Source organism: Methylobacterium sp. M6A4_1b, assembly GCF_053345175.1.
This window is the reverse complement of the sequence record NZ_JBKEZQ010000002.1, coordinates 104602-123017: the sequence shown is the minus strand read 5'-3', so window position 1 is coordinate 123017 and position 18416 is coordinate 104602. Positions and strand designations below refer to the sequence as shown.

Below are 18416 nucleotides of genomic sequence, written 5' to 3'. Positions count from 1 at the left end.
ACATGAGCGGATCGCTTCGGGGCAAAACCCTGTTCATCACCGGAGCCTCCCGCGGGATCGGCCTCGCCATCGCCCTGCGCGCGGCCCGCGACGGCGCCAACATCGCGATCGCGGCCAAGACCGATACGCCGCACCCGAAGCTGGAGGGCACGATCCACACCGCGGCCGCCGCCATCGAGGCGGCGGGCGGGCGGGCGCTGCCGCTCCTCGTCGACGTCCGCGACGAGGACAGCGTGGCGACCGCCATCGAGACCACGGCGAAGACCTTCGGCGGCATCGACATCGTGGTCAACAACGCCAGCGCGATCTCGCTGACCCGGACGCCCGAGACCGAGATGAAGCGCTTCGACCTGATGCACGGCATCAATACGCGCGGCACCTACATGGTCAGCAAATACGCGATCCCGCACCTCGCCGAAGCGGAGAACCCGCACATCGTCATGCTGTCGCCGCCCCTCGACATGTCCGAGAAGTGGTTCGCGCCGCACCTGGCCTATTCCATCGCCAAGTACGGCATGTCGCTCTGCGTCCTCGGTCTCGCCGGCGAGCTGCGCCGCCAGGGGATCGCGGTCAACGCCCTGTGGCCACGCACCACCATCGCCACCGCGGCGGTGAAGAACCTGCTCGGCGGCGAGGCCCTGATGCAGGCGAGCCGCACGCCCGAGATCCTGGCCGATGCCGCCCACGCCCTGTTCGGCCTGCCCGCCCGGGAGGTGACCGGCCGCTTCCTCATCGACGACAGCTTCCTGGCGGAGCAGGGTGTCACGGACTTTTCAAAATACCGCGTCACACCCGGCATCCCTCTTGCGCCGGACTTCTTCGTGCCGGATGCGAGCACACCGCCTCCCGGGGCCTTCGCCTGAGACATCCCGCGTGATCTTCATCCACCAGCCGGTCGCCGGCGCCGGGCAGACCCTGCTCGAGCGCCGTTCCCTCGAATTGCAGGAGGCGATCCCGGACGACACCGTCTGGCTCGACATGGTGCGGCCGAGCCGGGAGGAGGACCTGAAGGTCGAGGCCTTCATGGGCATCTCGGTGCCGACCCGCGAGGAGATGAAGGACATCGAACCCTCCGAACTGCTCTACGTCGAGGACGGCGCCCGCTACATGACAGGCCGGGTGCTGAGCAAGGTGAGCGAATCCGAGGAGCCCGGTCTGGCGGGCATCACCTTCATCCTGCGCGGCAACCGGCTCGTCACGGTGCGCTACGAGGAGCCGCAGGCCTTCCGGATGTATACGCAGCGGGCCGGCCGCTCCACGGGCAACGGCCCCTCGGCGGTTCCCTCGGGCGAGACCATCCTGGCCGGGTTGATCGAGACGGTGATCGACCGGGCCGCGGACGTGCTCCAGCTCCAGGGCGAGCGCATCGACCGGCTCTCGGGCAAGATCTTCGAGGAGAAGGAGGATCCGAGCGCCCGCAACACCGCCCTGCAGGACACGCTCCGGGCGCTGGGGCGCCACGGCGACCTCATCTCGAAGCAGCGCGAGAGCCTCGTCTCGATGGAGCGCATCCTGCTCTCGCTCTCGGCGACCTACCGCACCGCCAAGGCCCCGCGCGAGCTGCGCGAGGACGTGCGCTCGACCCTGCGCGACCTCCAATCCCTGGAGGAACACGCCACCTTCCTGTCCTCGAAGATCCAGTTCCTCCTCGACGCCACCCTCGGGCTGGTGAACCTGGAACAGAACAACATCATCAAGCTGTTCTCGGTCATGGCGGTGGTCTTCATGCCGCCGACCCTGATCGCATCGATCTACGGCATGAACTTCAAGGCGATGCCGGAGCTGGACTGGGGGTTCGGCTACCCGATGGCGGTGGTCATGATGGTGGTGGCGGCCGTGCTCCCGTACGTGTTCTTCCGCTGGAAACGCTGGCTGTAGCACCCCCGATCCACCGGACCCGGTCGGTTGCCGGGTATCCGGCGCCGACCTGGCCGGCGCCGCCGGGGAGAACGGCTCCCCGGCCACAGGCTATGATGCCGACCCGAGTCGATCGGGCCTTGCCCATCGCGTCGGATTTGCGGATCGTCCGCCCATGTGTGGACGCTTCTTCATCGCTCAGGCCCCGGAAATCTTCCGGGCCTTCTACGGCTATCCCGAAGTGCCGAACTTCCCGCCCCGGTACAACGTGGCGCCGACCCAGCCGGTGCCGGTGGTGCTGTCGGAGGGCGGCCGGCGCCAGTTCCGCCTGGTGCGCTGGGGCCTGTGGCCGAGCTGGGTGAAGGACCCGAAGGACTTCCCCCTCGTCATCAACGCGCGGTCCGAGACCTTGCGGGAAAAACCCACCTTCCGCGGCGCCCTGCGCCATCGTCGCTGCGTCTTCCTGGCGGACGGTTTCTACGAGTGGCGCCGGGAAGGCTCGGGCAAGGCCGCGACCAGGAGCCCGTTCATGATCCGCCGCGCCGACCGGGCGCCGATGGCCCTGGCCGGCCTCTGGGAGAACTGGCTCGGGGCCGACGGCTCGGAGGTCGACACCGCGGCCATCGTCACCACGGACGCCAACGGCGCGATGGCGGCCGTCCACGACCGCATGCCGGTGATCCTCGCGCCGGAGACCATCGCGTCCTGGCTCGACACCCGCGGCACCGAACCGGATGCGGCGGCGGCCTTGTGCCGGCCCTGTCCGAACGACTGGCTCACCCTGGATCCCGTCAGCGCCCGCGTGAACAACGCCCGCATCGACGAACCGGACCTCATCGAACCCCTGACCGAACCGCAGCGCGGCGAAGTCGGACGGGGCACGCCGCCCGCCGCGCTGCCGCGCTCCAGCGACGAGGACGAGCAGGGCGCCCTGTTCTGAGACAGGCCCCGAGTCTCGGTGGAGCCCGCCTTGCGTTCGGCCGACAAAGGCCGCATCGCTCCTGCGGCCCTGCCGGGCCGGTTCAGGGGAGCATGGCATGACGTCGGAAGAGATCGAGCAGATGAACCGCGCGCGGGACAGCCTCGCCCGCCAGCGCGGCGCGCTCGCCCGTCGCATCGGCAGCAGCGAAGTCGCCGCCCCCTCGGCCGCCGAGGACCTCACCCGGATCCTGCTCGCCATCGAGGCGGTCGACCGCGCCCTCGTCGATGCCGGCCGGCCCTACACGCGGCCCGAAGCCTGAGACCGGGGCCATGGAAGAGACCCGGGATGCGAACGGCACCAAGCTCGTCGAAGGCGACGCCGTGACCCTGATCAAGGACCTGAAGGTGAAGGGGACCTCGACGATCCTGAAGCGCGGCACGCTGATCCGGAACATCCGGCTGACCGATGATCCGGCCGAGATCGAGTGCAATGCCGAGAAGGTGAAGGGTCTCGTCCTGAAGGCCGCGTTCCTCAAGAAGGCCTGAGTGCGGAACCGCCGTCCCGGGGCTGGACCGGGCGGCGGGGACGGGCGCGGCCTATTCGTCGGAGGCCGTGGACACGCGGGCGGGCGAGCGGGTCAGGCTGCGGATCGCCCGCAGGGGGCGGCCGGACTTCTCCGAGATGGCGCGGTCCTGGTCCTCGATGAGCTGTCGGGCCGGCTCGTCGCCGTCGAGGCCGCCGAGGATTTCCATGGGCACGCGGCGGTTCGAGGCGCGGGACTCGTCGTCGTAGACGACGTCGAACAGGACGGAGCCGCGCTCTTGCGGTTTCGACTTGGTACGCTTGGCCATGACGGGACGATGCTCGAACTGTAGGGTCTGGGGGAAATGCCGACGGCCACGGATGGGCCGGGGCAGGTGCGCGTACATCCGGCGTCACCCAGGCCCGGCCTCGTGGCCGCCTCCGATCGAGCGACGCTGGGTCGCGACCGGCATGGCGCTTAAATGGTGCCGCGGCGCCGCCTTGGCAACCCGGCTTCCGGGTCGCCGCGCCTGTCGCGCGGGTCCGCCGTCTGGCACGATGCGTGCGCCGCGGAGGCGGCCGGGGCGGCGATGCCGACCCTTCGAGCATCGGGAGACCGCATGACCGACACGCGACCGCTGACGCGCTTTTCCGTCGAACCCTTGAGCCGGATGACCCGGCACCTCTCGGCCGTGGCCTCGGGGCGGGCCGAGCCCGATCGCGTCATCACCGGCGCCCGCCTGCTCTCGACCTATTCCGAGCGCATCCTGCCCCACCGCGAGGTCTGGATCGCCGGCGGGCGGATCGCCGCGGTGAAGCCGGCGGGAACCTATCGGGGCGCCGCGCCACGCCACGACCTCGGCGGCGGGCTGCTCGCACCGGGCCTCGTCGACCCGCATCTCCACATCGAGAGCAGCATGGTCACGGCCTGCGCCTATGCCGAAGCCGCGCTCCTCAACGGCACCACCAGCATCGTCTGCGACAGCCACGAGATCGGCAACGTCCTCGATACGGACGGCATCGCCTGGATGCTGGAAGACGCCCGCGCGGCGCCCCTGAACATCTATCTCACGGTGCCCAGCACGGTGCCGGCGACCTCGCCGGAACTGGAGACGGCGGGCGGCGACCTCGACGCGGCCAAGATCGCGGCCCTGTTCGATGCCTGGCCGGAGGCGATCGGCCTCGGCGAGAAGATGGACTTCGTCGCGGTCTGCGAGGGCGATCCCCGCGCCCACGCCATCATCCGGGCCGCCCTGGAGCGCGGGCGCCCGGTCTCGGGCCACATCTACGGGCGCGAATTCGTGGCGGCCTATGCCGCCAGCGGCGTCACCGACACCCACGAGGCCATCGACCGCGACATCGCCGACGACCTCCTGGAGGCGGGCGTCTGGATCTACCTGCGCGGCGGCCCGCCGACCACGCCCTGGCACAGCCTGCCGAAAGCCATCGGCACCATCCTGGATTACGGTGCCGCCGCCAAGCGGATCTGCGTCTGCACGGACGACCGCGACGCGCAGGACCTGCTCGCCTTCGGCCTCGACTGGGTGGTGCGCGAGGCGGTGCGCATGGGCATCCCGAAGGTGCAGGCCTGGTCGATGGGGTCGCTGCACCCCGCCACCCGCTACGGCCTCGACGGCGAGATCGGCGGCTTCGGCGGCGGCCGCCGGGCGGATCTCGTGCTCCTCGACGACGACCTCGTGCCCCTCTCGACCTGGTACGGCGGTGCGCTCGTGGTGGAGAACCGGCGGATCACGCCGGTCCTCGACGCGGCCCTGTCGCGTCCCTACCGCTACCCGGCGCCGGCCTACGCCACCATGCATCTGCCCGATCCGATGCCGTCCCTGATCCCGGACCTGCCGGCGGGACCGTGCCGGATCAATGCGATCCGCACCACGCTGCCGGGCATCGAGCTCGTCCACGAGGTCGTCGACCTCGTGCCCGGGCCGGACTGGCCCGCGACGCTGGCGGCCAACGACCTCTGCTTCGTCACCGTGATCGAGCGACACGGCCTTGCCGGAAACCTCGCTCACGGCCTGCTGCGCGCCTTCGGGCTGAAGCGTGGCGCGGTGGCGAGCAGCGTCGGCCATGATTCGCACAACGTCATCGTCGCGGGCCTGAACGAGGCCGACATGCGCGTGGCCCTCGACGCCCTGAGCGTGATCCAGGGCGGCGTCTGCGTGGTCGAGGAGGGAGCGGTCGTCGCCCTGGTGCCGCTGCCGGTGGCCGGGCTCCTGTCGGACAAGCGCGTCACGGCGGTGGCCGCGGAGGTGCGGGTGCTCAAGGAGGCGTGGGAGCGGGCCGGCTGCACCATCCCCTACATGGGCTTCAATCTGATCCCGCTCTCGGTGATTCCCGAGATCCGCATCACCGACAAGGGCCTCGTCCTGGTGCCGGGCATGCGCATCGTACCCCTGTTCGAAGCGGCCTGAGGCGATTTCCCGGTCCGGCTCGGGAACCGTCGCCGCACGGCACCGTTGTCAGGCAGGTCTCAACAGCCTCTCGATCCTCCCAAGCTCATACAGCCTGCATGCCGTGATCGGCGCGCGGGCTGTTTCTTTGTCCGGGACTCGCCCGGGCGCGGTGCCTCCCGGAAATCCGGGTGGTAAGGAGGGGCGTCCGACCGGTCCTGGGAGTTTTGCCCCGATGCGTAGTCTTCTCACCCTCATCATCGTCGGCGCGGTCGCCTTCGTGCTCGTCGGCATGTACGTGGCCCCCGGCCAGCCCGAGTTGCGGGCCTGGTACCTGCGCAATGCCTGCGAGCATCTCGACAAGGTCTCGCCGCAGATCTGCGCCCCGGCCCGCAAGGCCGACACCGGACTTCCGACCTGAACGCGATCGACTGGTTCTTCCGCAACCGGAAGACGGGTGCGATCACCATCGGACAATGGCCGAACGCCCCGCTGCTGATCTTCATCGGCTGCGCAGCGGTCGGTTGGCTGGATGGACCCGGCGGCCGAATCGGCCCCTACCTCCGTGTCCTCGGTGCGGTGGCGCTCGCGTGGTGGGCCGTCGACGAGGTCGTGCGCGGCGTGAATCCCTGGCGGCGGTGCCTCGGCGCCGGCGTCCTGGCCTTCCTGATCTTGAAGTTGGCGCGCACGGCCCTCTGACACCGTGTTTCCCGCTTGCCGAACCCTGTGGGTCACCTATTCTCGCCGTCGCGCGCGGCGCGCTCGGGGATTTGCAGGCATGACATTCTTCATCGGGATCGCGGGACCCTGGATCGTCATCGCCGTGCTCGAAATGCTGTCGCTCAGCCGCCAGCGCGACCTGGATGCCGAGGGCCTGGAGCCCGGTGCGTCGTCGCTGAGCGTTGCCCACAGCGCCTACCTCGCATAACCCGCATCCATCCGCGGCGCGCCGATCGGCGCCCGCGCGGGATGCGGGGAACGACGCGGTGCGATCAGGCAATCAGGCGACCGGTAGGGAACCCGGACAGCGGGGCGTGCGAATCTGGCTCTACCTGCTGGCCGCCCTCGTCGTGGGCATGGTGGCCGTCGGCGGCGCCACGCGGCTCACCGGCTCCGGTCTCTCGATCACGGAGTGGCGGCCCGTCACGGGGGCGATCCCGCCCGTCTCGGCCGAAGCCTGGGCGGCGGAATTCGAGAAGTATCGCGATACGCCGCAATACCGCATCCTGAACCAGGGCATGGGCCTGTCCGACTTCAAGGTGCTGTATGCCTGGGAATGGGGCCATCGCCTCCTCGGGCGCATCGTCGGCCTGGTCTTCTTCCTGCCGCTGCTCTGGTTCTGGTGGCGCGGCGCCCTGACCCGCAGCCTCGGCCTCGGCCTCCTCGGGCTCGGGATCCTCGGCGGCCTCCAGGGCGCGATCGGCTGGATCATGGTCGCCTCCGGCCTCCAGCCCGGCATGACGGCCGTGGCACCGCTCAAGCTCGCCCTTCACCTCACCACCGCCAGCCTGATCCTGGCCGGTCTCGTCTGGCTCGCCGCCGGCCTGCGCGAGCCGGACGCCGCCGCCGAGGCCGGACCGCCGCGGCTGCAGCGTACGGCGTTCGTCGTCATGTCCCTCGTCGTCGTCCAGATCTTTCTCGGCGGTCTCGTCGCCGGTTCGAAGGCCGGGCTCCTGTACAACACGTGGCCGAGCATGGACGGGTACCTCGTGCCGCCGGTGGCGGAGCTCTTCGCCGGGACGCCGTGGATCGAGAACTTCGTCGACAACCTCGCCCTGGTGCAGTTCAATCACCGCCTGACCGCCTACCTGCTCCTGGCCGTCGCGCTGGTCCACGCCCTCGATGCCCGTCTCTCCCGGCCGGGCACCGGGATGGCCCGCCGTGCGACCGGCATCGCCGGGCTCGTGCTCGCCCAGGCCGTTCTCGGCATCACCACCCTGCTGCTGGCCGTGCCGCTCTGGGCAGCGCTTTCCCATCAGGTCTTCGCCATGGCGGTCCTCACCATGGCGACGGTGCATGCCCGCCGGACCGGACGAGCCGTCGTGGCGACGCCCCTCGGACGCCCGTCGACGCCGTTCGGCTACGAGGCCCTGACCGGCAAGGCGGCCTGAGGGACCGGCACTCCGACCCCGGCATGTGCGGATCACCACATCGCGACCGCACTGCAACGAACCACGATCGCCCCCGCACGTTCGAACCCCGTCACAGCGAAGCCCGGGCGTCCCATGTCCGCTTCCCGACGCCTCTGAACCGCGAAAGGACGATCCCTGCATGCAGGATACCGAGACCCGGCGCCCGCCCGCATCCGAGCCGACCAGCCTCGAGACCCGGACGGCACCCGCCGCGGGTCCGACCCGGCCTCCCGGCGAGCGCCGACATGGCCGGCATGCCTGGTTGGCTCTCGGCCTGACGGGACTTCTGGGGGCCGTCTGGGCCATGGCCATCGCGAGCCGGTACCCGAACATCCTTCCGGGTTAGTCTCTACCCCGAAGAGATTCCTGTTGATGGCTCCAACTCGGTAGTTGTCGCTGGGAACGCGACAACAGTTTGAAGCGTAGCTTCTACGGAAATACCGGAGGTCGGCGATGCTTTTAGCGGACGACGGACGCCCAACGGGAGTGAACTGGAACTACACCCGGAAGGAAATCCTGGCCGATGGCGCCGTGCACGTCGTGGGCGTCGCCCTCGGCGTCGCCGGTGCCATCGCCATCGTGGTGATCGCCGCCCTCTCGCCGCTCTCGTTCCTGGAGCGCGCCGGGGTCACGATCTACGCGGCCGGCCTCGTCTCGATGCTCGGCGTCTCGGCCACCTACAACATGTGGCCCGTCTCGCGCCGCAAGTGGCTGCTGCGGCGCGCCGACCACGCCCTGATCTATCTCATGATCGCCGGCACCTATACGCCCCTGGTCGCCCTCGTCGGCGACGGCCTGCCGGCCTGGAGCCTCCTCGGCACGGTCTGGCTGGTGGCGGCGATCGGGATCGCCCTGAAGCTTCTCCTGCCCGGCCGCTACGACCGGGCCTCGATCGGACTCTATCTCACCCTCGGCTGGAGCGGCGTCGTCGCCTACGACGCGGTGATCGGACGGCTCAGCGCCGACGCCCTCTGGATGCTCGCCCTGGGCGGCGTGCTCTACTCGTTGGGCGTGATCTTCCACGTCTGGCGGAGCCTGCCCTACCAGAACGCGATCTGGCACGCCTTCGTGCTCGCCGCCACCGCCTGCCACTACGGGACCGTGCTGGCGACCGTGATGGGCGCGGGTGCCTGAGGCCGGTCGCAGCCGCTCGTCCCGGTGCGTCTGCGCCGGGATGGATTGGCCGCTGATGGCGATGGGGGCCCGGAACCGCTTCGTCCGGGATCACGGACTCGGGATCACACGATAGGGATCACTTGCCGGTGCAGAGGCCGCGATCGGCGAGGTTGCGGTGCTCGCGCGGGTCGCAATCCGTCGACAGGAACGAGGCCCATTCGGCCGGCGTACCGTAGAACGCGTTGCGGTCGACATCGCCGCGCACGCCCGGCACCCGGCCGGTCGAAGTGAACTGCCACAGCATCCACTTGCGCTTGGCGTAGCGCTGCTCCGGCTCGGCCGCCGTGGATCGGACCCAGTGCGGGTAGTCCGGCAACTCGTCCTCGAGCACGTCCTTGTGGAAGGTGATGTCCGTGTAGATGATCGGGCGCTTGCCGGTGTAGCGCTCCATCTCGTCGAGCATGTAGCGGATCATTGACAGGGCCTGGGCCTTCGGCAGCTTCTTCGGGCAGAGCTGCGAGTGGCCGTTCCACTCCACGTCGAGGACGGGCGGGAGGGCGGTCGGGTCGTTGGGGACGTTCTTCTTGAACCAGGCCATCTGGTCCTGCGGCGAGCGGCACCAGAACACGAAGTGGTAGGCGCCGCGGGGCACGCCGGCCTGCGCCGCGCCCTCCCAGTTCGTCCGGAAGCGCTCGTCGACGTGGTCGCCGCCCTCGGTCGCCTTGATGAAGGCGAACTGGGTGCCGGCCGCGCGCACCGACATCCAGTCGACGGGACCCTGCCACTTGGAGATGTCGATGCCCTGCACCGGGTGCTGCTTGGCCCGCGCCACGCCGGGATGGGGCTTGGCGTCGCCCTTGGTGGGATAGAAATCCGTGGTGCCCGAGCAGGCCGCCAGGGCCGACAGCACGGCGATGGCCGCGCTCCGGCGCAGACCGGTCCGGAGGGCCGCAAGCGGCGCACGCAGGTTCTGACGTGCCGGGGCAGTCCCGTTCCACAGCCGCATCGTTGCCCGACCCACCAGCTTTTACGCGCTACCAATGGCTAAGGGATGGCCCGGGCGCGGTTAACAGACCTTTGACGGCAATGCGGCGGATTTCCGGAAGCCGTGTCGAACGAGCCACATGAGCGGTGGACGTCCACGCTGGCCCCCATGGCCTCCACTCCCTAAGTGCAGGTGGTGCCTCGGCGTTTGGGGCAGGGGAGGGTGCCGTGAAGGTTCTGTTCACCATCGGGTACGAAGGGCTCGATTCCGAGCGTCTGATCGCCGCCCTGCGGGACGCCCAGGTCGGGACCCTCGCGGATGTCCGCGCCGTGGCGAATTCCCGCAAGCGGGGTTTCTCGAAGAACGCCCTGCGCGCCAGCCTGGAGGAGGCGGGCCTCGGCTATGCCCATGCCCGCTCCCTCGGCACGCCGAAGGCCGGGCGGCAGGCGGCGCGCGCGGACGACGCCGCGCTGATGCGGCGGATCTACTGCGAGGAAGTGCTCGACACCGCCGATGGCGGCCTCGCCCTCGACGAACTCTGCGCCCTGGCCGACCGCACCCCGATCTGCCTCCTGTGCTTCGAGCGGGACCCGGAGCGCTGCCACCGGCGGGTGCTCGCCGAGCGGATGGCGGCGCGCGGCTTCACTGCGGTGGACCTGTTCGGCTGACGCGGCGTGAGCCGGACGACCCGACCCGATCCGGAATCGCGCGCGCGTTGACAATCTAGAGTTAACCGGCTTTCACTCCGGTGGGGCGACGATGCTGGATATGCAATGACGCGCCGAGCGCTGGATCAGACGTTGGGCTTCCTGCGGGCCCTCGACCGCACCGCGAGCGCCGACGACGTGGGCCGGCTGCTGGTGGATGAATTCGCCGCCTTCGGCGTCTCCCACGCCATGGCGGGCATGGTCCCGCGCAAGGGCACGCCGTCCCGGCAGCAGCACGGTCACGTCCTGGTCAACACCTTCCCCGCAGCGTGGAGCCGGCGCTACCTCGCCCGCGGCTACGCCTTTCACGACCCCACCGTCCGGCACCTCGCGGACACCACGGTGCCGTTCGCCTGGAGCGACCTGCGCGAGCGCTTCGGCGACGATGCCGGCGCCCGGCGCGTCATGGAGGAGGCGGGCGACTTCAGCCTGCGCGACGGCGTAACCGTCCCGCTCATGACGCTCGACGGCGAAATGGCGGGGTTCAGCCTCTCGGGCGAGCGCTTGGCGATGAACCCGGGCGACCGCCCGATGCTGCACCTCATCGCCACCTACGCCTTCGGCCACCTCCTGCGCCTGCGCGGGCCGGCGGCCTCCGCGCGAACGGCCAAGCTCGCGCCGCGCGAGCGCGAAGCCCTGCAATGGGCGGCGGAGGGCAAGACCGACTGGGAGATCGGCGAGGTCATGGGCATCTCGACCCACGGGGTCGACTTCCACCTGCGCTCCGCCCGGACGAAGCTCGGCACCACGAACCGGACCCAGGCGGTCGCGGTGGCGCTGCGGCGCGGCCTGATCACCTGAGGCGGCACCCGTCCGGGATTTCGAGGCGACCCGATTCCGCACGTCCGGCCGCGCCGACCTACGGATACCCGTAGGTTTGTGACGGTCACGGTCATGTCAAAACCACCTCGAACACGGAGGTTTCGACATGATCCAGATCGTGACACCCGCGAACGAATACTGCTTTCGCGAGGAAATGGAACAGGTCTGGCGCCTGAGACACCAGATCTTCGTCGAGGAGAAGCGCTGGCTCGACCTCGCCCGACCCGACGGGCGCGAGATCGACCAGTTCGATACGGCCCACGCGATGCACTTCCTCGCCATCGAGGCCGGGCGCGTGATCGGCTACAGCCGCCTTCTGCCGACGACCCGGCCGCACCTCCTATCGGACGTGCTGCCCCAGCTCTGCGAGGGCACGCTGCCCCGCGGCCCGGACACCTGGGAATGGACCCGCCAGGCGGTCGCGCGGTCCCATCGCGGTCGCGGCAAGGCGGTCAATCCGGTCTCGCTCGCCCTGCTCTCGGGCATCGTCGAATGGGGCCTCGCCAACGGCGTGCGCCAGCTCGTGCTGCAGATGCCGACCCTCTACCTGCTGCACGTGGTGCAGCTCCACTTCCGCGCCCGTCCGCTCGGGCTGCCGCAGGCGATCGGCGGCGAGGACATCATCGCGGCGACGGCCGAGTTCGACGAACGGACGCTGGCACGCCTGCGCAGCCTCACCGGGCGCACCGACACCGTCCTCGCCCCGACCTACCCCTACCTCGCCGCCTGACGCGCGGCCGCAAAGGACCCCATCACCATGCTCATCGCGATCCCGTCCCCGCAGGGCGAAGCCCTCGACGTCCTCGCCGCCCACTGCATCGCGGCGCGCGGCGTCATCGAGGAGGCCGGGACACCGGTGATGCGGCGGCTCATCGACCTGCTGCTGTTCGAGATCGCGGTCGCCATGGGGGACCCCTCGGACAAGCCGTCCCGCGCCCTGGAGCCGGTCGCCTGAGCGCGTCGTCGGGTCAGCGCCCCATCAGCGCATCGACATGCGCGGCGACGGAGAGGCCGAGCCCCTTGAGGCTGTAGCCCCCCTCCAGCACCGAGACGACGCGACCGCCCGCATGACGTTCGGCCAGGTCCATCAGGCGCCGGGTCGCCCAGCCGAAATCGCCCTCGGTGAGCGCGACATGGCCGAGGGGATCGAGGTGATGGGCATCGAAGCCCGCCGAGATGATGACGAGGTCGGGAGCGAAGGCGTCGAGGCGGCGCAGGATGCCCGCCTCGAAGGCCTCGCGGAAGGTCTCGCCGTCGTCGCCCGCCCGCAGGGGCACGTTGACGATGGTGTCGTGGTTGCCCCGCTCCGAGGCCGCGCCCGTGCCGGGAAACAGCGGCATCTCATGGGTGGAGGCGTACATCACCGTTCGGTCGTCCCAGAAGATGTCCTGGGTGCCGTTGCCGTGATGGACGTCCCAGTCGACGATCGCGACGCGGCTCGCGCCGTGCGTCTCGCGGGCGTGGCGGGCCGCGATGGCGGCGTTGTTGAACACGCAGAACCCCATCGCGGTCATGCGCTCGGCATGGTGACCCGGGGGGCGCATGGCCACGAAGGCATTGGCGCACTCGCCCCGCATCACGGCGTCGACCGCGTGTACGGCACCGCCGACCCCGCGCAGGGCCGCCTCGATGGTCCCCGGCGAGAGCAGGGTGTCGCCGTCGATCTGGACGTAGCCGTCCGTCGGCGCCGCCTCGATGATCGCCTGAACGTAGGGCACCGGATGCACCAGACTCGGCACGGAGGACTCGGCCCTCGGCGCCTGGCCCCGCACCAGCCCGGCGAAGCGCTCGTTCTCGAGGGCCCGCTCCACCGCCCGGATGCGGTCGGCCCGCTCCGGGTGTCCTTCCGGCATGGCATGATCGAGGGCGGACGGATGGCTCACGTACAGCGTCGTCACGGTCGTCCCTCCGAGCCGCCAATCTGACGCTTTCATGCAACAGATGGTGCCAATGTATCACATCTTGCGCGCGATCACGATGCTGGATGCGCGCTCGGCTTGGCTTGTGCAAGACCTGTCCGAACACGAATCGATCAGACCGCGTCGGAACCGCGACGGGTCGAGACAGGCCCTGACCCATGCGCGCCCTCGCCACCCTCCTGCTCCTCGGCACGTTGCTGCCGCTCGGCGCCTGCAACACCCGGACGGCGAGCCAGGCCACCGGCCCAGCCGCCCTGCCGGTCGCCGTGGCGACGCCTTCGCCCGCGACGGCCCAGGCACCGCTGGCGGGACCGGAGCGCGACAAGGCCTGGATGAAGCTGGCGCCCGACGCGCCCGTCGACCCGAAGATCGCCCGCGCCACCGTCGACTATCCGACGAAGGAGGCGCCCGGCACCGTCATCGTGGTCACCAAGGAGCGGCGCCTCTACTACGTGCTGCCCGACGGCAAGGCCGTGCGCTACCCCGTGGCCGTCGGTCATGCCGGCATGGCCTGGGCCGGGACGGCCGAGGTCGACCGCAAGGGCGAGTGGCCGGACTGGAACCCGCCGCCGGAGATGCTGGCCCGCCGGCCCGACCTGCCGAAGCGCCTCGAAGGCGGTCCGACGAGCCCGATCGGCGCCCGGGCGCTCTACCTTGCCGAAGGCAAGAAGGACACGCTGTTCCGCATCCACGGCACCAACGAGCCGGAGAAGATCGGTCAGGCGGTGTCCTCCGGCTGCATCCGGATGCTCAACGCCGACGTGGTCGACCTCTACGACCGGGTTCCGATCGGCGCGAAGGTGGTGGTGCGCTAGCGACCCCTCGCCCAAGGGCCGGCAGGAGAGCGGCTGAGGGCTCGCCTGCATCACGGCGTCCGGCTCTCGATCGTCTGCCTCCGCCGGCACCGGGGCAACTCCGCGCCGGATCCCGGCCGCGCGGGGAGGCGCCCGGCATGCGATCGAGCCCAGTCGCCCGAGCGGGCGGCCCGCAGGCTTGAGACGTCCGCCATCGGTCTCCCGAACTCGGCCCTCAGGTCCGAGGCGGCCGGTCCCGGCTTCCTCCTGCGGCGTGCGTGTCTCGAGGCGTTCGACCGCGCCGATCGGGACTGGCGTCGTCTGCCGGCGGCGATTAACAACGCGACCGCACGAAGGGAGGCCAGACCGATGCAGAGTTTCGTCCGCGCCAAATTGCACGGCCTCAGGGTGACCGGTGCCGACCTGAACTATCACGGCTCGATCACGCTCGACGCGGAGTTCTGCCGGGAGGTGGGCCTCGATCCCCTCGAGTTCGTTGAAATCTGGAACAAGATGTCGGGCGCCCGGATCAGCACCTACGTCCTCTACGGCGAGGCCGGATCGCGCTGCTGCATCCTCAACGGAGCCGCCGCCCGCACCTGCCAGGTCGGGGACGAGGTCATCATCGCCTCGGCGACCTACGGCTCCATCGACGACGTGATCGCGCGGAAGCCACGGGTGCTCATCTTCGGCGAGGGCAATACCGTCAGCGACCGCGTGACCTACGACGTCTTCCGCGACGCGGCGGGACGCCTCGACATGCGGATCCTCGGTCCCGGGATCGCAGGCTGAGCGGTCGACCCGGTGCCGCGAACGTCATGATTTCGAAAGGCTCATTCGTGAGCAGGCTTTAACCTGAACATTGATTCAGATTTGCCCGTTAACCGCTTGAACGATGCCGTCCTGCATAGTCGATCCATCGACAGGGACACAGACCGGCCAAGATAAAGCCGGGGAGGCATCAAGACATGATCAACCTTTCGATTCAGGTTTTCTGTAACCGTATCGTCGCCGCCGACCGCATCACGGCCGAGGATGTCCAGGTCCTGGCCCGCGACGTCCTCCCCGACGGCCTCGTCTGCCGCGACGAGGCCGACATGCTGATCGCATTGGATCGCATCGTCACCACCGCCGACCCGGCCTTCGGGGACTACCTCGTCGCTGCCGTTGTGGACTTCGCGGTCTGGGGCGAGCGTCCCACCGGCTACGTCGACGCCGGCGTCGCGACCTGGCTCGTCGGCTCCCTGCGCGCCGGTTGCGGCCCGACCCAGCTGGCCGCCCGCCTTGCCCGCGAGGTGATCCGCGAGGCCCAGGCCAGCGACGAGGCCCTCATCGCCTTCGCGCTGGCGGCCAATCGCGCCACCGCCGATCGCGACCGGACCCGGGACCTGCTGGCTGCCTGAGGGCCGCCGGCCCCGATATTTCGCATTCAAAATGTGATGGTGCATCGCACCGTCGAAATGTCGGCAGCGCACCCACATATTCGGGCGGCCGCCCTGGATCAGTCAGCTTCCCGAAGCCGCATAACTGCTTTAACGGGAACGAGCTTGGGCGTTTGTAGACGCCGCCTGTTCCCTGACTGACCAGAGTGCGCGGAAAGATGTTCGACAAGATCCTGATTGCGAACCGTGGCGAGATCGCCTGTCGCATCATCAAGACCGCCCGTCGCATGGGCATCAAGACCGTGGCGGTCTACTCGGATGCCGACCGCGATGCCGTCCACGTCGCCATGGCCGACGAGGCCGTGCATATCGGTCCGGCCCCGGCCGCGCAGTCCTACCTGCTGATCGACAAGATCATCGATGCCTGCAAGCAGACCGGCGCCCAGGCCGTGCATCCGGGCTACGGCTTCCTGTCCGAGCGCGAGTCGTTTCCCCGCGCCCTGGAGGCCGCCGGCATCGTCTTCATCGGCCCGAACCCGGGCGCCATCGCCGCGATGGGCGACAAGATCGAATCGAAGAAGGCCGCCTCGGCGGCGAAGGTCTCGACCGTGCCGGGCTTCCTCGGCGTCATCGAGAGCCCCGAGCACGCGGTCACCATCGCGGACGAGATCGGTTATCCGGTGATGATCAAGGCCTCCGCCGGCGGCGGCGGCAAGGGCATGCGCATCGCCCATTCGTCCGGCGAAGTGGCGGAGGGCTTCGCCCGCGCCAAGTCCGAGGCCGCCTCGTCCTTCGGCGACGACCGCGTCTTCGTGGAGAAGTTCATCACCGACCCGCGCCACATCGAGATCCAGGTGATCGGCGACAAGCACGGCAACGTGATCTATCTCGGCGAGCGCGAGTGCTCGATCCAGCGCCGCAACCAGAAGGTCATCGAGGAGGCGCCGTCGCCGCTCCTCGACGAGGCCACCCGCCGGAAGATGGGCGAGCAGGCCGTCGCCCTGGCCAAGGCCGTGAACTACGACTCGGCCGGCACCGTCGAATTCGTCGCCGGCCAGGACAAGTCCTTCTACTTCCTCGAAATGAACACCCGCCTGCAGGTGGAACATCCGGTGACCGAGATGATCACCGGCCTCGACCTCGTCGAGTTGATGATCCGCGTCGCGGCCGGCGAAGCGCTGCCGCTGGGCCAGGCGGACGTGAAGCTCAACGGCTGGGCGGTCGAGAGCCGCGTCTACGCCGAGGACCCGACCCGCAACTTCCTGCCCTCGATCGGGCGCCTCACCACCTACCGGCCGCCGGCCGAGGGCCGGTTTGGCGGCGCCATCGTCCGCAACGACACCGGCGTGGAAGAGGGCGGCGAGATCGCGATCCACTACGATCCGATGATCGCCAAGCTCGTCACCTGGGCACCGACCCGGGCCGAGGCCATCGAATCGCAGGGCGAAGCGCTGGACGCCTTCGCCATCGAAGGCATCCGCCACAACATTCCGTTCCTGTCGGCCCTGATGGCCCATCCGCGCTGGCGTTCCGGCAACCTCTCCACCGGCTTCATCGCGGAGGAGTTCCCGGACGGGTTCGTCGCCCCGGAGCCGCAGGGTGAGATCGCCCGGCGCATGGCGGCCGCGGCGGCGGCCATCGACCACAAGATGAACCAGCGCAAGCGCGGCATCTCCGGCCAGATGCGCGATCCGGCGCTGCTGGATTTCGAGCGCGACCGCGTCGTGGTCCTGGCGGGTGAGTCCTATCCCGTCACCGTCGACGCAATCGGCGGAACGCTCATCGTCACCGGCGCCGACGGCGCCACCTGGCCGGTGTCCTCCGACTGGCGCCCGGGCGAGCCGGTCTGGCAGGGCGAGATCGACGGCACCCGCGTGGCGATGCAGGTTCGCGGCCTCCTCAACGGCGTCGCCCTCCAGCACGCCGGCGCCGCCGCCGAGGCCCGGGTCTACACCCAGCGCGAGGCGGCCCTGGCCGCCCTGATGCCGGTTAAGGAAGATGCCGGCTCCGGCAAGCAGGTGCTCTGCCCGATGCCCGGTCTCGTCAAGGCGATCCTGGTGAAGGAAGGCCAGGAGGTGAAGAACGGCGAGGCGCTGGCCATCGTCGAGGCGATGAAGATGGAGAACGTGCTCCGCGCCGAGCGCGACGCCACCGTCGCCAAGATCGCCGCCAAGGAAGGCGACAGTCTCGCGGTCGACGCGGTCATCCTCGAATTCGCTTGACGATCTCCCGGCTCCGGAGCGCGTCCCCCCTGGGGGACTCGTATCCGGGCCGGACGCCCGGGACCCGTCGATGCCCCTGTACTTCGCCTACGGCGCAAACATGGATGCCGGCGCCATGGCGGCGCGCTGCCCGCGCTCGACCCTGATCGGGCAGGCCCGCCTCAACCGGCACCGTTTCATCATCATGCGCGAGGGCTACGCCTCGGTCGTGCGCGACCCACGCGCGACCGTGTTCGGTATATTGTGGGATTTGTCCCTGGGGGACGTGCCGGCCCTCGACCGCTACGAGGGCGTCGCCTCGGGCCTCTACACCAAGGCGGTGCAGCCGGTCTCGGTGCCGGGCGGATCGAAGCGGGCACTGATCTACCTCGGGGGAACCAGTGCCACGGGCGCTCCACGTCCGGGCTACCTCGAATCCGTGCTGGCCGCGGCCGGTGCCGCGCAGCTGCCGGCAGCCTATCGGGCGGAACTGCAGACCTGGCGGCGCGGACGCGCCGGCTGACGCGCGATCTCGAGACATCCGGTGGTGGACCGGCCCATGATCCCGGTCGGCATGACGCTCGGAAACATCGTCGGCGTAATGTACTTCATCTCGCCGGTTGAGTGTCCTGGCTTTCAGTCCGGCACA

At 69.7% G+C, this 18416-nt stretch carries 23 protein-coding genes; 20 read left to right on the top strand and 3 right to left on the bottom strand.

Annotated elements, in window-relative coordinates; translation table 11 throughout:
- Positions 1-2 precede the first annotated feature (2 nt).
- The 5 genes from ACLBWX_RS02610 (at position 3) to ACLBWX_RS02590 (ending at position 3324) form a co-directional block, all read left to right on the top strand.
- On the top strand, positions 3-863 hold the full coding sequence (locus ACLBWX_RS02610) for an SDR family oxidoreductase (RefSeq protein WP_447675539.1): 861 nt from the start codon (positions 3-5) through the stop codon (positions 861-863).
- A gap of 10 nt (positions 864-873) precedes the next feature.
- On the top strand, positions 874-1878 hold the full coding sequence (locus tag ACLBWX_RS02605; RefSeq protein WP_447675538.1) for a magnesium transporter CorA family protein: 1005 nt from the start codon (positions 874-876) through the stop codon (positions 1876-1878).
- Between the two features lie 154 nt (positions 1879-2032).
- Positions 2033-2797 (top strand): SOS response-associated peptidase, encoded by a 765-nt coding sequence (locus ACLBWX_RS02600; RefSeq protein ID WP_447675537.1) that lies wholly within the window; start codon positions 2033-2035, stop codon positions 2795-2797.
- Positions 2798-2894: 97 nt separating this feature from the next.
- The gene (locus ACLBWX_RS02595) at positions 2895-3098 is read left to right on the top strand and encodes a hypothetical protein (RefSeq protein WP_056474615.1); all 204 of its coding nucleotides are present in this window, start codon (positions 2895-2897) and stop codon (positions 3096-3098) included.
- Positions 3099-3108: 10 nt separating this feature from the next.
- Positions 3109-3324, top strand: a complete 216-nt coding sequence (locus ACLBWX_RS02590; RefSeq protein ID WP_447675536.1) for an alkylphosphonate utilization protein — start codon at positions 3109-3111, stop codon at positions 3322-3324.
- Positions 3325-3375: 51 nt separating this feature from the next.
- On the opposite strand, the gene ACLBWX_RS02585 is transcribed toward ACLBWX_RS02590, so the two are convergent.
- Entirely contained in the window at positions 3376-3630 is a 255-nt protein-coding gene (locus tag ACLBWX_RS02585) for a hypothetical protein (RefSeq protein ID WP_056211374.1), read from the bottom strand.
- 291 nt (positions 3631-3921) lie between these two features.
- On the opposite strand from ACLBWX_RS02585, the gene ACLBWX_RS02580 reads away from it, so the two are divergent.
- The 6 genes from ACLBWX_RS02580 to trhA all read left to right on the top strand — a co-directional run bounded on the left by ACLBWX_RS02580 (position 3922) and on the right by trhA (position 8975).
- The gene (locus ACLBWX_RS02580; RefSeq protein ID WP_447675535.1) at positions 3922-5730 is read left to right on the top strand and encodes an adenine deaminase C-terminal domain-containing protein; all 1809 of its coding nucleotides are present in this window, start codon (positions 3922-3924) and stop codon (positions 5728-5730) included.
- 214 nt (positions 5731-5944) lie between these two features.
- The gene (locus ACLBWX_RS02575) at positions 5945-6130 is read left to right on the top strand and encodes a hypothetical protein (RefSeq protein WP_447675534.1); all 186 of its coding nucleotides are present in this window, start codon (positions 5945-5947) and stop codon (positions 6128-6130) included.
- 357 nt (positions 6131-6487) lie between these two features.
- A complete protein-coding gene (locus ACLBWX_RS02570) occupies positions 6488-6637 on the top strand; it encodes a hypothetical protein (protein WP_447675533.1) in 150 nt (49 codons plus the stop codon).
- 58 nt (positions 6638-6695) lie between these two features.
- The gene (locus ACLBWX_RS02565) at positions 6696-7820 is read left to right on the top strand and encodes a COX15/CtaA family protein (protein WP_447675532.1); all 1125 of its coding nucleotides are present in this window, start codon (positions 6696-6698) and stop codon (positions 7818-7820) included.
- 160 nt (positions 7821-7980) lie between these two features.
- The gene (locus ACLBWX_RS02560; protein WP_447675531.1) at positions 7981-8187 is read left to right on the top strand and encodes a hypothetical protein; all 207 of its coding nucleotides are present in this window, start codon (positions 7981-7983) and stop codon (positions 8185-8187) included.
- A 107-nt stretch (positions 8188-8294) separates the two neighbouring features.
- The gene (gene trhA, locus ACLBWX_RS02555) at positions 8295-8975 is read left to right on the top strand and encodes a PAQR family membrane homeostasis protein TrhA (RefSeq protein WP_447675530.1); all 681 of its coding nucleotides are present in this window, start codon (positions 8295-8297) and stop codon (positions 8973-8975) included.
- A 118-nt stretch (positions 8976-9093) separates the two neighbouring features.
- On the opposite strand, the gene ACLBWX_RS02550 is transcribed toward trhA, so the two are convergent.
- Entirely contained in the window at positions 9094-9963 is an 870-nt protein-coding gene (locus ACLBWX_RS02550) for a glycoside hydrolase family 25 protein (protein ID WP_447675529.1), read from the bottom strand.
- 215 nt (positions 9964-10178) lie between these two features.
- Between ACLBWX_RS02550 and ACLBWX_RS02545 the strand changes: the two genes are divergently transcribed.
- From ACLBWX_RS02545 to ACLBWX_RS02530, 4 genes are all read left to right on the top strand, one after another.
- Positions 10179-10610 (top strand): DUF488 domain-containing protein, encoded by a 432-nt coding sequence (locus tag ACLBWX_RS02545; RefSeq protein WP_447675767.1) that lies wholly within the window; start codon positions 10179-10181, stop codon positions 10608-10610.
- Between the two features lie 105 nt (positions 10611-10715).
- Positions 10716-11450, top strand: coding sequence for an autoinducer binding domain-containing protein (locus ACLBWX_RS02540; RefSeq protein ID WP_447675528.1), 735 nt, complete (start codon positions 10716-10718; stop codon positions 11448-11450).
- A gap of 127 nt (positions 11451-11577) precedes the next feature.
- Positions 11578-12201 (top strand): acyl-homoserine-lactone synthase, encoded by a 624-nt coding sequence (locus ACLBWX_RS02535; protein ID WP_447675527.1) that lies wholly within the window; start codon positions 11578-11580, stop codon positions 12199-12201.
- Positions 12202-12228: 27 nt separating this feature from the next.
- Complete coding sequence (locus tag ACLBWX_RS02530) at positions 12229-12426, top strand: hypothetical protein (RefSeq protein ID WP_447675526.1); 198 nt, start codon at positions 12229-12231, stop codon at positions 12424-12426.
- A 13-nt stretch (positions 12427-12439) separates the two neighbouring features.
- Here the strand turns inward: ACLBWX_RS02530 and ACLBWX_RS02525 are convergent, their stop codons facing one another.
- Positions 12440-13369, bottom strand: coding sequence for a histone deacetylase family protein (locus ACLBWX_RS02525; protein ID WP_447675525.1), 930 nt, complete (start codon positions 13367-13369; stop codon positions 12440-12442).
- 179 nt (positions 13370-13548) lie between these two features.
- On the opposite strand from ACLBWX_RS02525, the gene ACLBWX_RS02520 reads away from it, so the two are divergent.
- From ACLBWX_RS02520 to ACLBWX_RS02500, 5 genes are all read left to right on the top strand, one after another.
- Positions 13549-14205 (top strand): L,D-transpeptidase, encoded by a 657-nt coding sequence (locus tag ACLBWX_RS02520; RefSeq protein ID WP_447675524.1) that lies wholly within the window; start codon positions 13549-13551, stop codon positions 14203-14205.
- Between the two features lie 348 nt (positions 14206-14553).
- Positions 14554-14976: an aspartate 1-decarboxylase gene (locus ACLBWX_RS02515; protein ID WP_447675523.1), complete on the top strand. Its 423-nt coding sequence runs from the start codon at positions 14554-14556 to the stop codon at positions 14974-14976.
- A 176-nt stretch (positions 14977-15152) separates the two neighbouring features.
- Positions 15153-15587: a hypothetical protein gene (locus ACLBWX_RS02510; RefSeq protein WP_447675522.1), complete on the top strand. Its 435-nt coding sequence runs from the start codon at positions 15153-15155 to the stop codon at positions 15585-15587.
- Positions 15588-15784: 197 nt separating this feature from the next.
- Positions 15785-17788, top strand: coding sequence for an acetyl-CoA carboxylase biotin carboxylase subunit (locus ACLBWX_RS02505; RefSeq protein ID WP_447675521.1), 2004 nt, complete (start codon positions 15785-15787; stop codon positions 17786-17788).
- A 70-nt stretch (positions 17789-17858) separates the two neighbouring features.
- A complete protein-coding gene (locus tag ACLBWX_RS02500; protein ID WP_447675520.1) occupies positions 17859-18290 on the top strand; it encodes a gamma-glutamylcyclotransferase family protein in 432 nt (143 codons plus the stop codon).
- The last annotated feature ends 126 nt before the right edge of the window (positions 18291-18416 follow it).

Excerpts from the sequence above, each read along its gene's own strand:
- ACLBWX_RS02515 (WP_447675523.1), top strand. The coding sequence starts at position 14,554 with ATGCAGAGTTTCGTCCGCGCCAAATTGCACGGCCTCAGGGTGACCGGT.
- ACLBWX_RS02520 (WP_447675524.1), top strand. The coding sequence starts at position 13,549 with ATGCGCGCCCTCGCCACCCTCCTGCTCCTCGGCACGTTGCTGCCGCTC.
- ACLBWX_RS02500 (WP_447675520.1), top strand. The coding sequence starts at position 17,859 with ATGCCCCTGTACTTCGCCTACGGCGCAAACATGGATGCCGGCGCCATG.
- ACLBWX_RS02600 (WP_447675537.1), top strand. The coding sequence starts at position 2,033 with ATGTGTGGACGCTTCTTCATCGCTCAGGCCCCGGAAATCTTCCGGGCC.
- ACLBWX_RS02505 (WP_447675521.1), top strand. The coding sequence starts at position 15,785 with ATGTTCGACAAGATCCTGATTGCGAACCGTGGCGAGATCGCCTGTCGC.
- ACLBWX_RS02570 (WP_447675533.1), top strand. The coding sequence starts at position 6,488 with ATGACATTCTTCATCGGGATCGCGGGACCCTGGATCGTCATCGCCGTG.
- ACLBWX_RS02610 (WP_447675539.1), top strand. The coding sequence starts at position 3 with ATGAGCGGATCGCTTCGGGGCAAAACCCTGTTCATCACCGGAGCCTCC.
- ACLBWX_RS02595 (WP_056474615.1), top strand. The coding sequence starts at position 2,895 with ATGACGTCGGAAGAGATCGAGCAGATGAACCGCGCGCGGGACAGCCTC.
- ACLBWX_RS02580 (WP_447675535.1), top strand. The coding sequence starts at position 3,922 with ATGACCGACACGCGACCGCTGACGCGCTTTTCCGTCGAACCCTTGAGC.
- ACLBWX_RS02560 (WP_447675531.1), top strand. The coding sequence starts at position 7,981 with ATGCAGGATACCGAGACCCGGCGCCCGCCCGCATCCGAGCCGACCAGC.
- ACLBWX_RS02540 (WP_447675528.1), top strand. The coding sequence starts at position 10,716 with ATGACGCGCCGAGCGCTGGATCAGACGTTGGGCTTCCTGCGGGCCCTC.
- ACLBWX_RS02585 (WP_056211374.1), bottom strand. The coding sequence starts at position 3,630 with ATGGCCAAGCGTACCAAGTCGAAACCGCAAGAGCGCGGCTCCGTCCTG.
- trhA (WP_447675530.1), top strand. The coding sequence starts at position 8,295 with ATGCTTTTAGCGGACGACGGACGCCCAACGGGAGTGAACTGGAACTAC.
- ACLBWX_RS02510 (WP_447675522.1), top strand. The coding sequence starts at position 15,153 with ATGATCAACCTTTCGATTCAGGTTTTCTGTAACCGTATCGTCGCCGCC.
- ACLBWX_RS02575 (WP_447675534.1), top strand. The coding sequence starts at position 5,945 with ATGCGTAGTCTTCTCACCCTCATCATCGTCGGCGCGGTCGCCTTCGTG.
- ACLBWX_RS02535 (WP_447675527.1), top strand. The coding sequence starts at position 11,578 with ATGATCCAGATCGTGACACCCGCGAACGAATACTGCTTTCGCGAGGAA.
- ACLBWX_RS02530 (WP_447675526.1), top strand. The coding sequence starts at position 12,229 with ATGCTCATCGCGATCCCGTCCCCGCAGGGCGAAGCCCTCGACGTCCTC.
- ACLBWX_RS02550 (WP_447675529.1), bottom strand. The coding sequence starts at position 9,963 with ATGCGGCTGTGGAACGGGACTGCCCCGGCACGTCAGAACCTGCGTGCG.
- ACLBWX_RS02590 (WP_447675536.1), top strand. The coding sequence starts at position 3,109 with ATGGAAGAGACCCGGGATGCGAACGGCACCAAGCTCGTCGAAGGCGAC.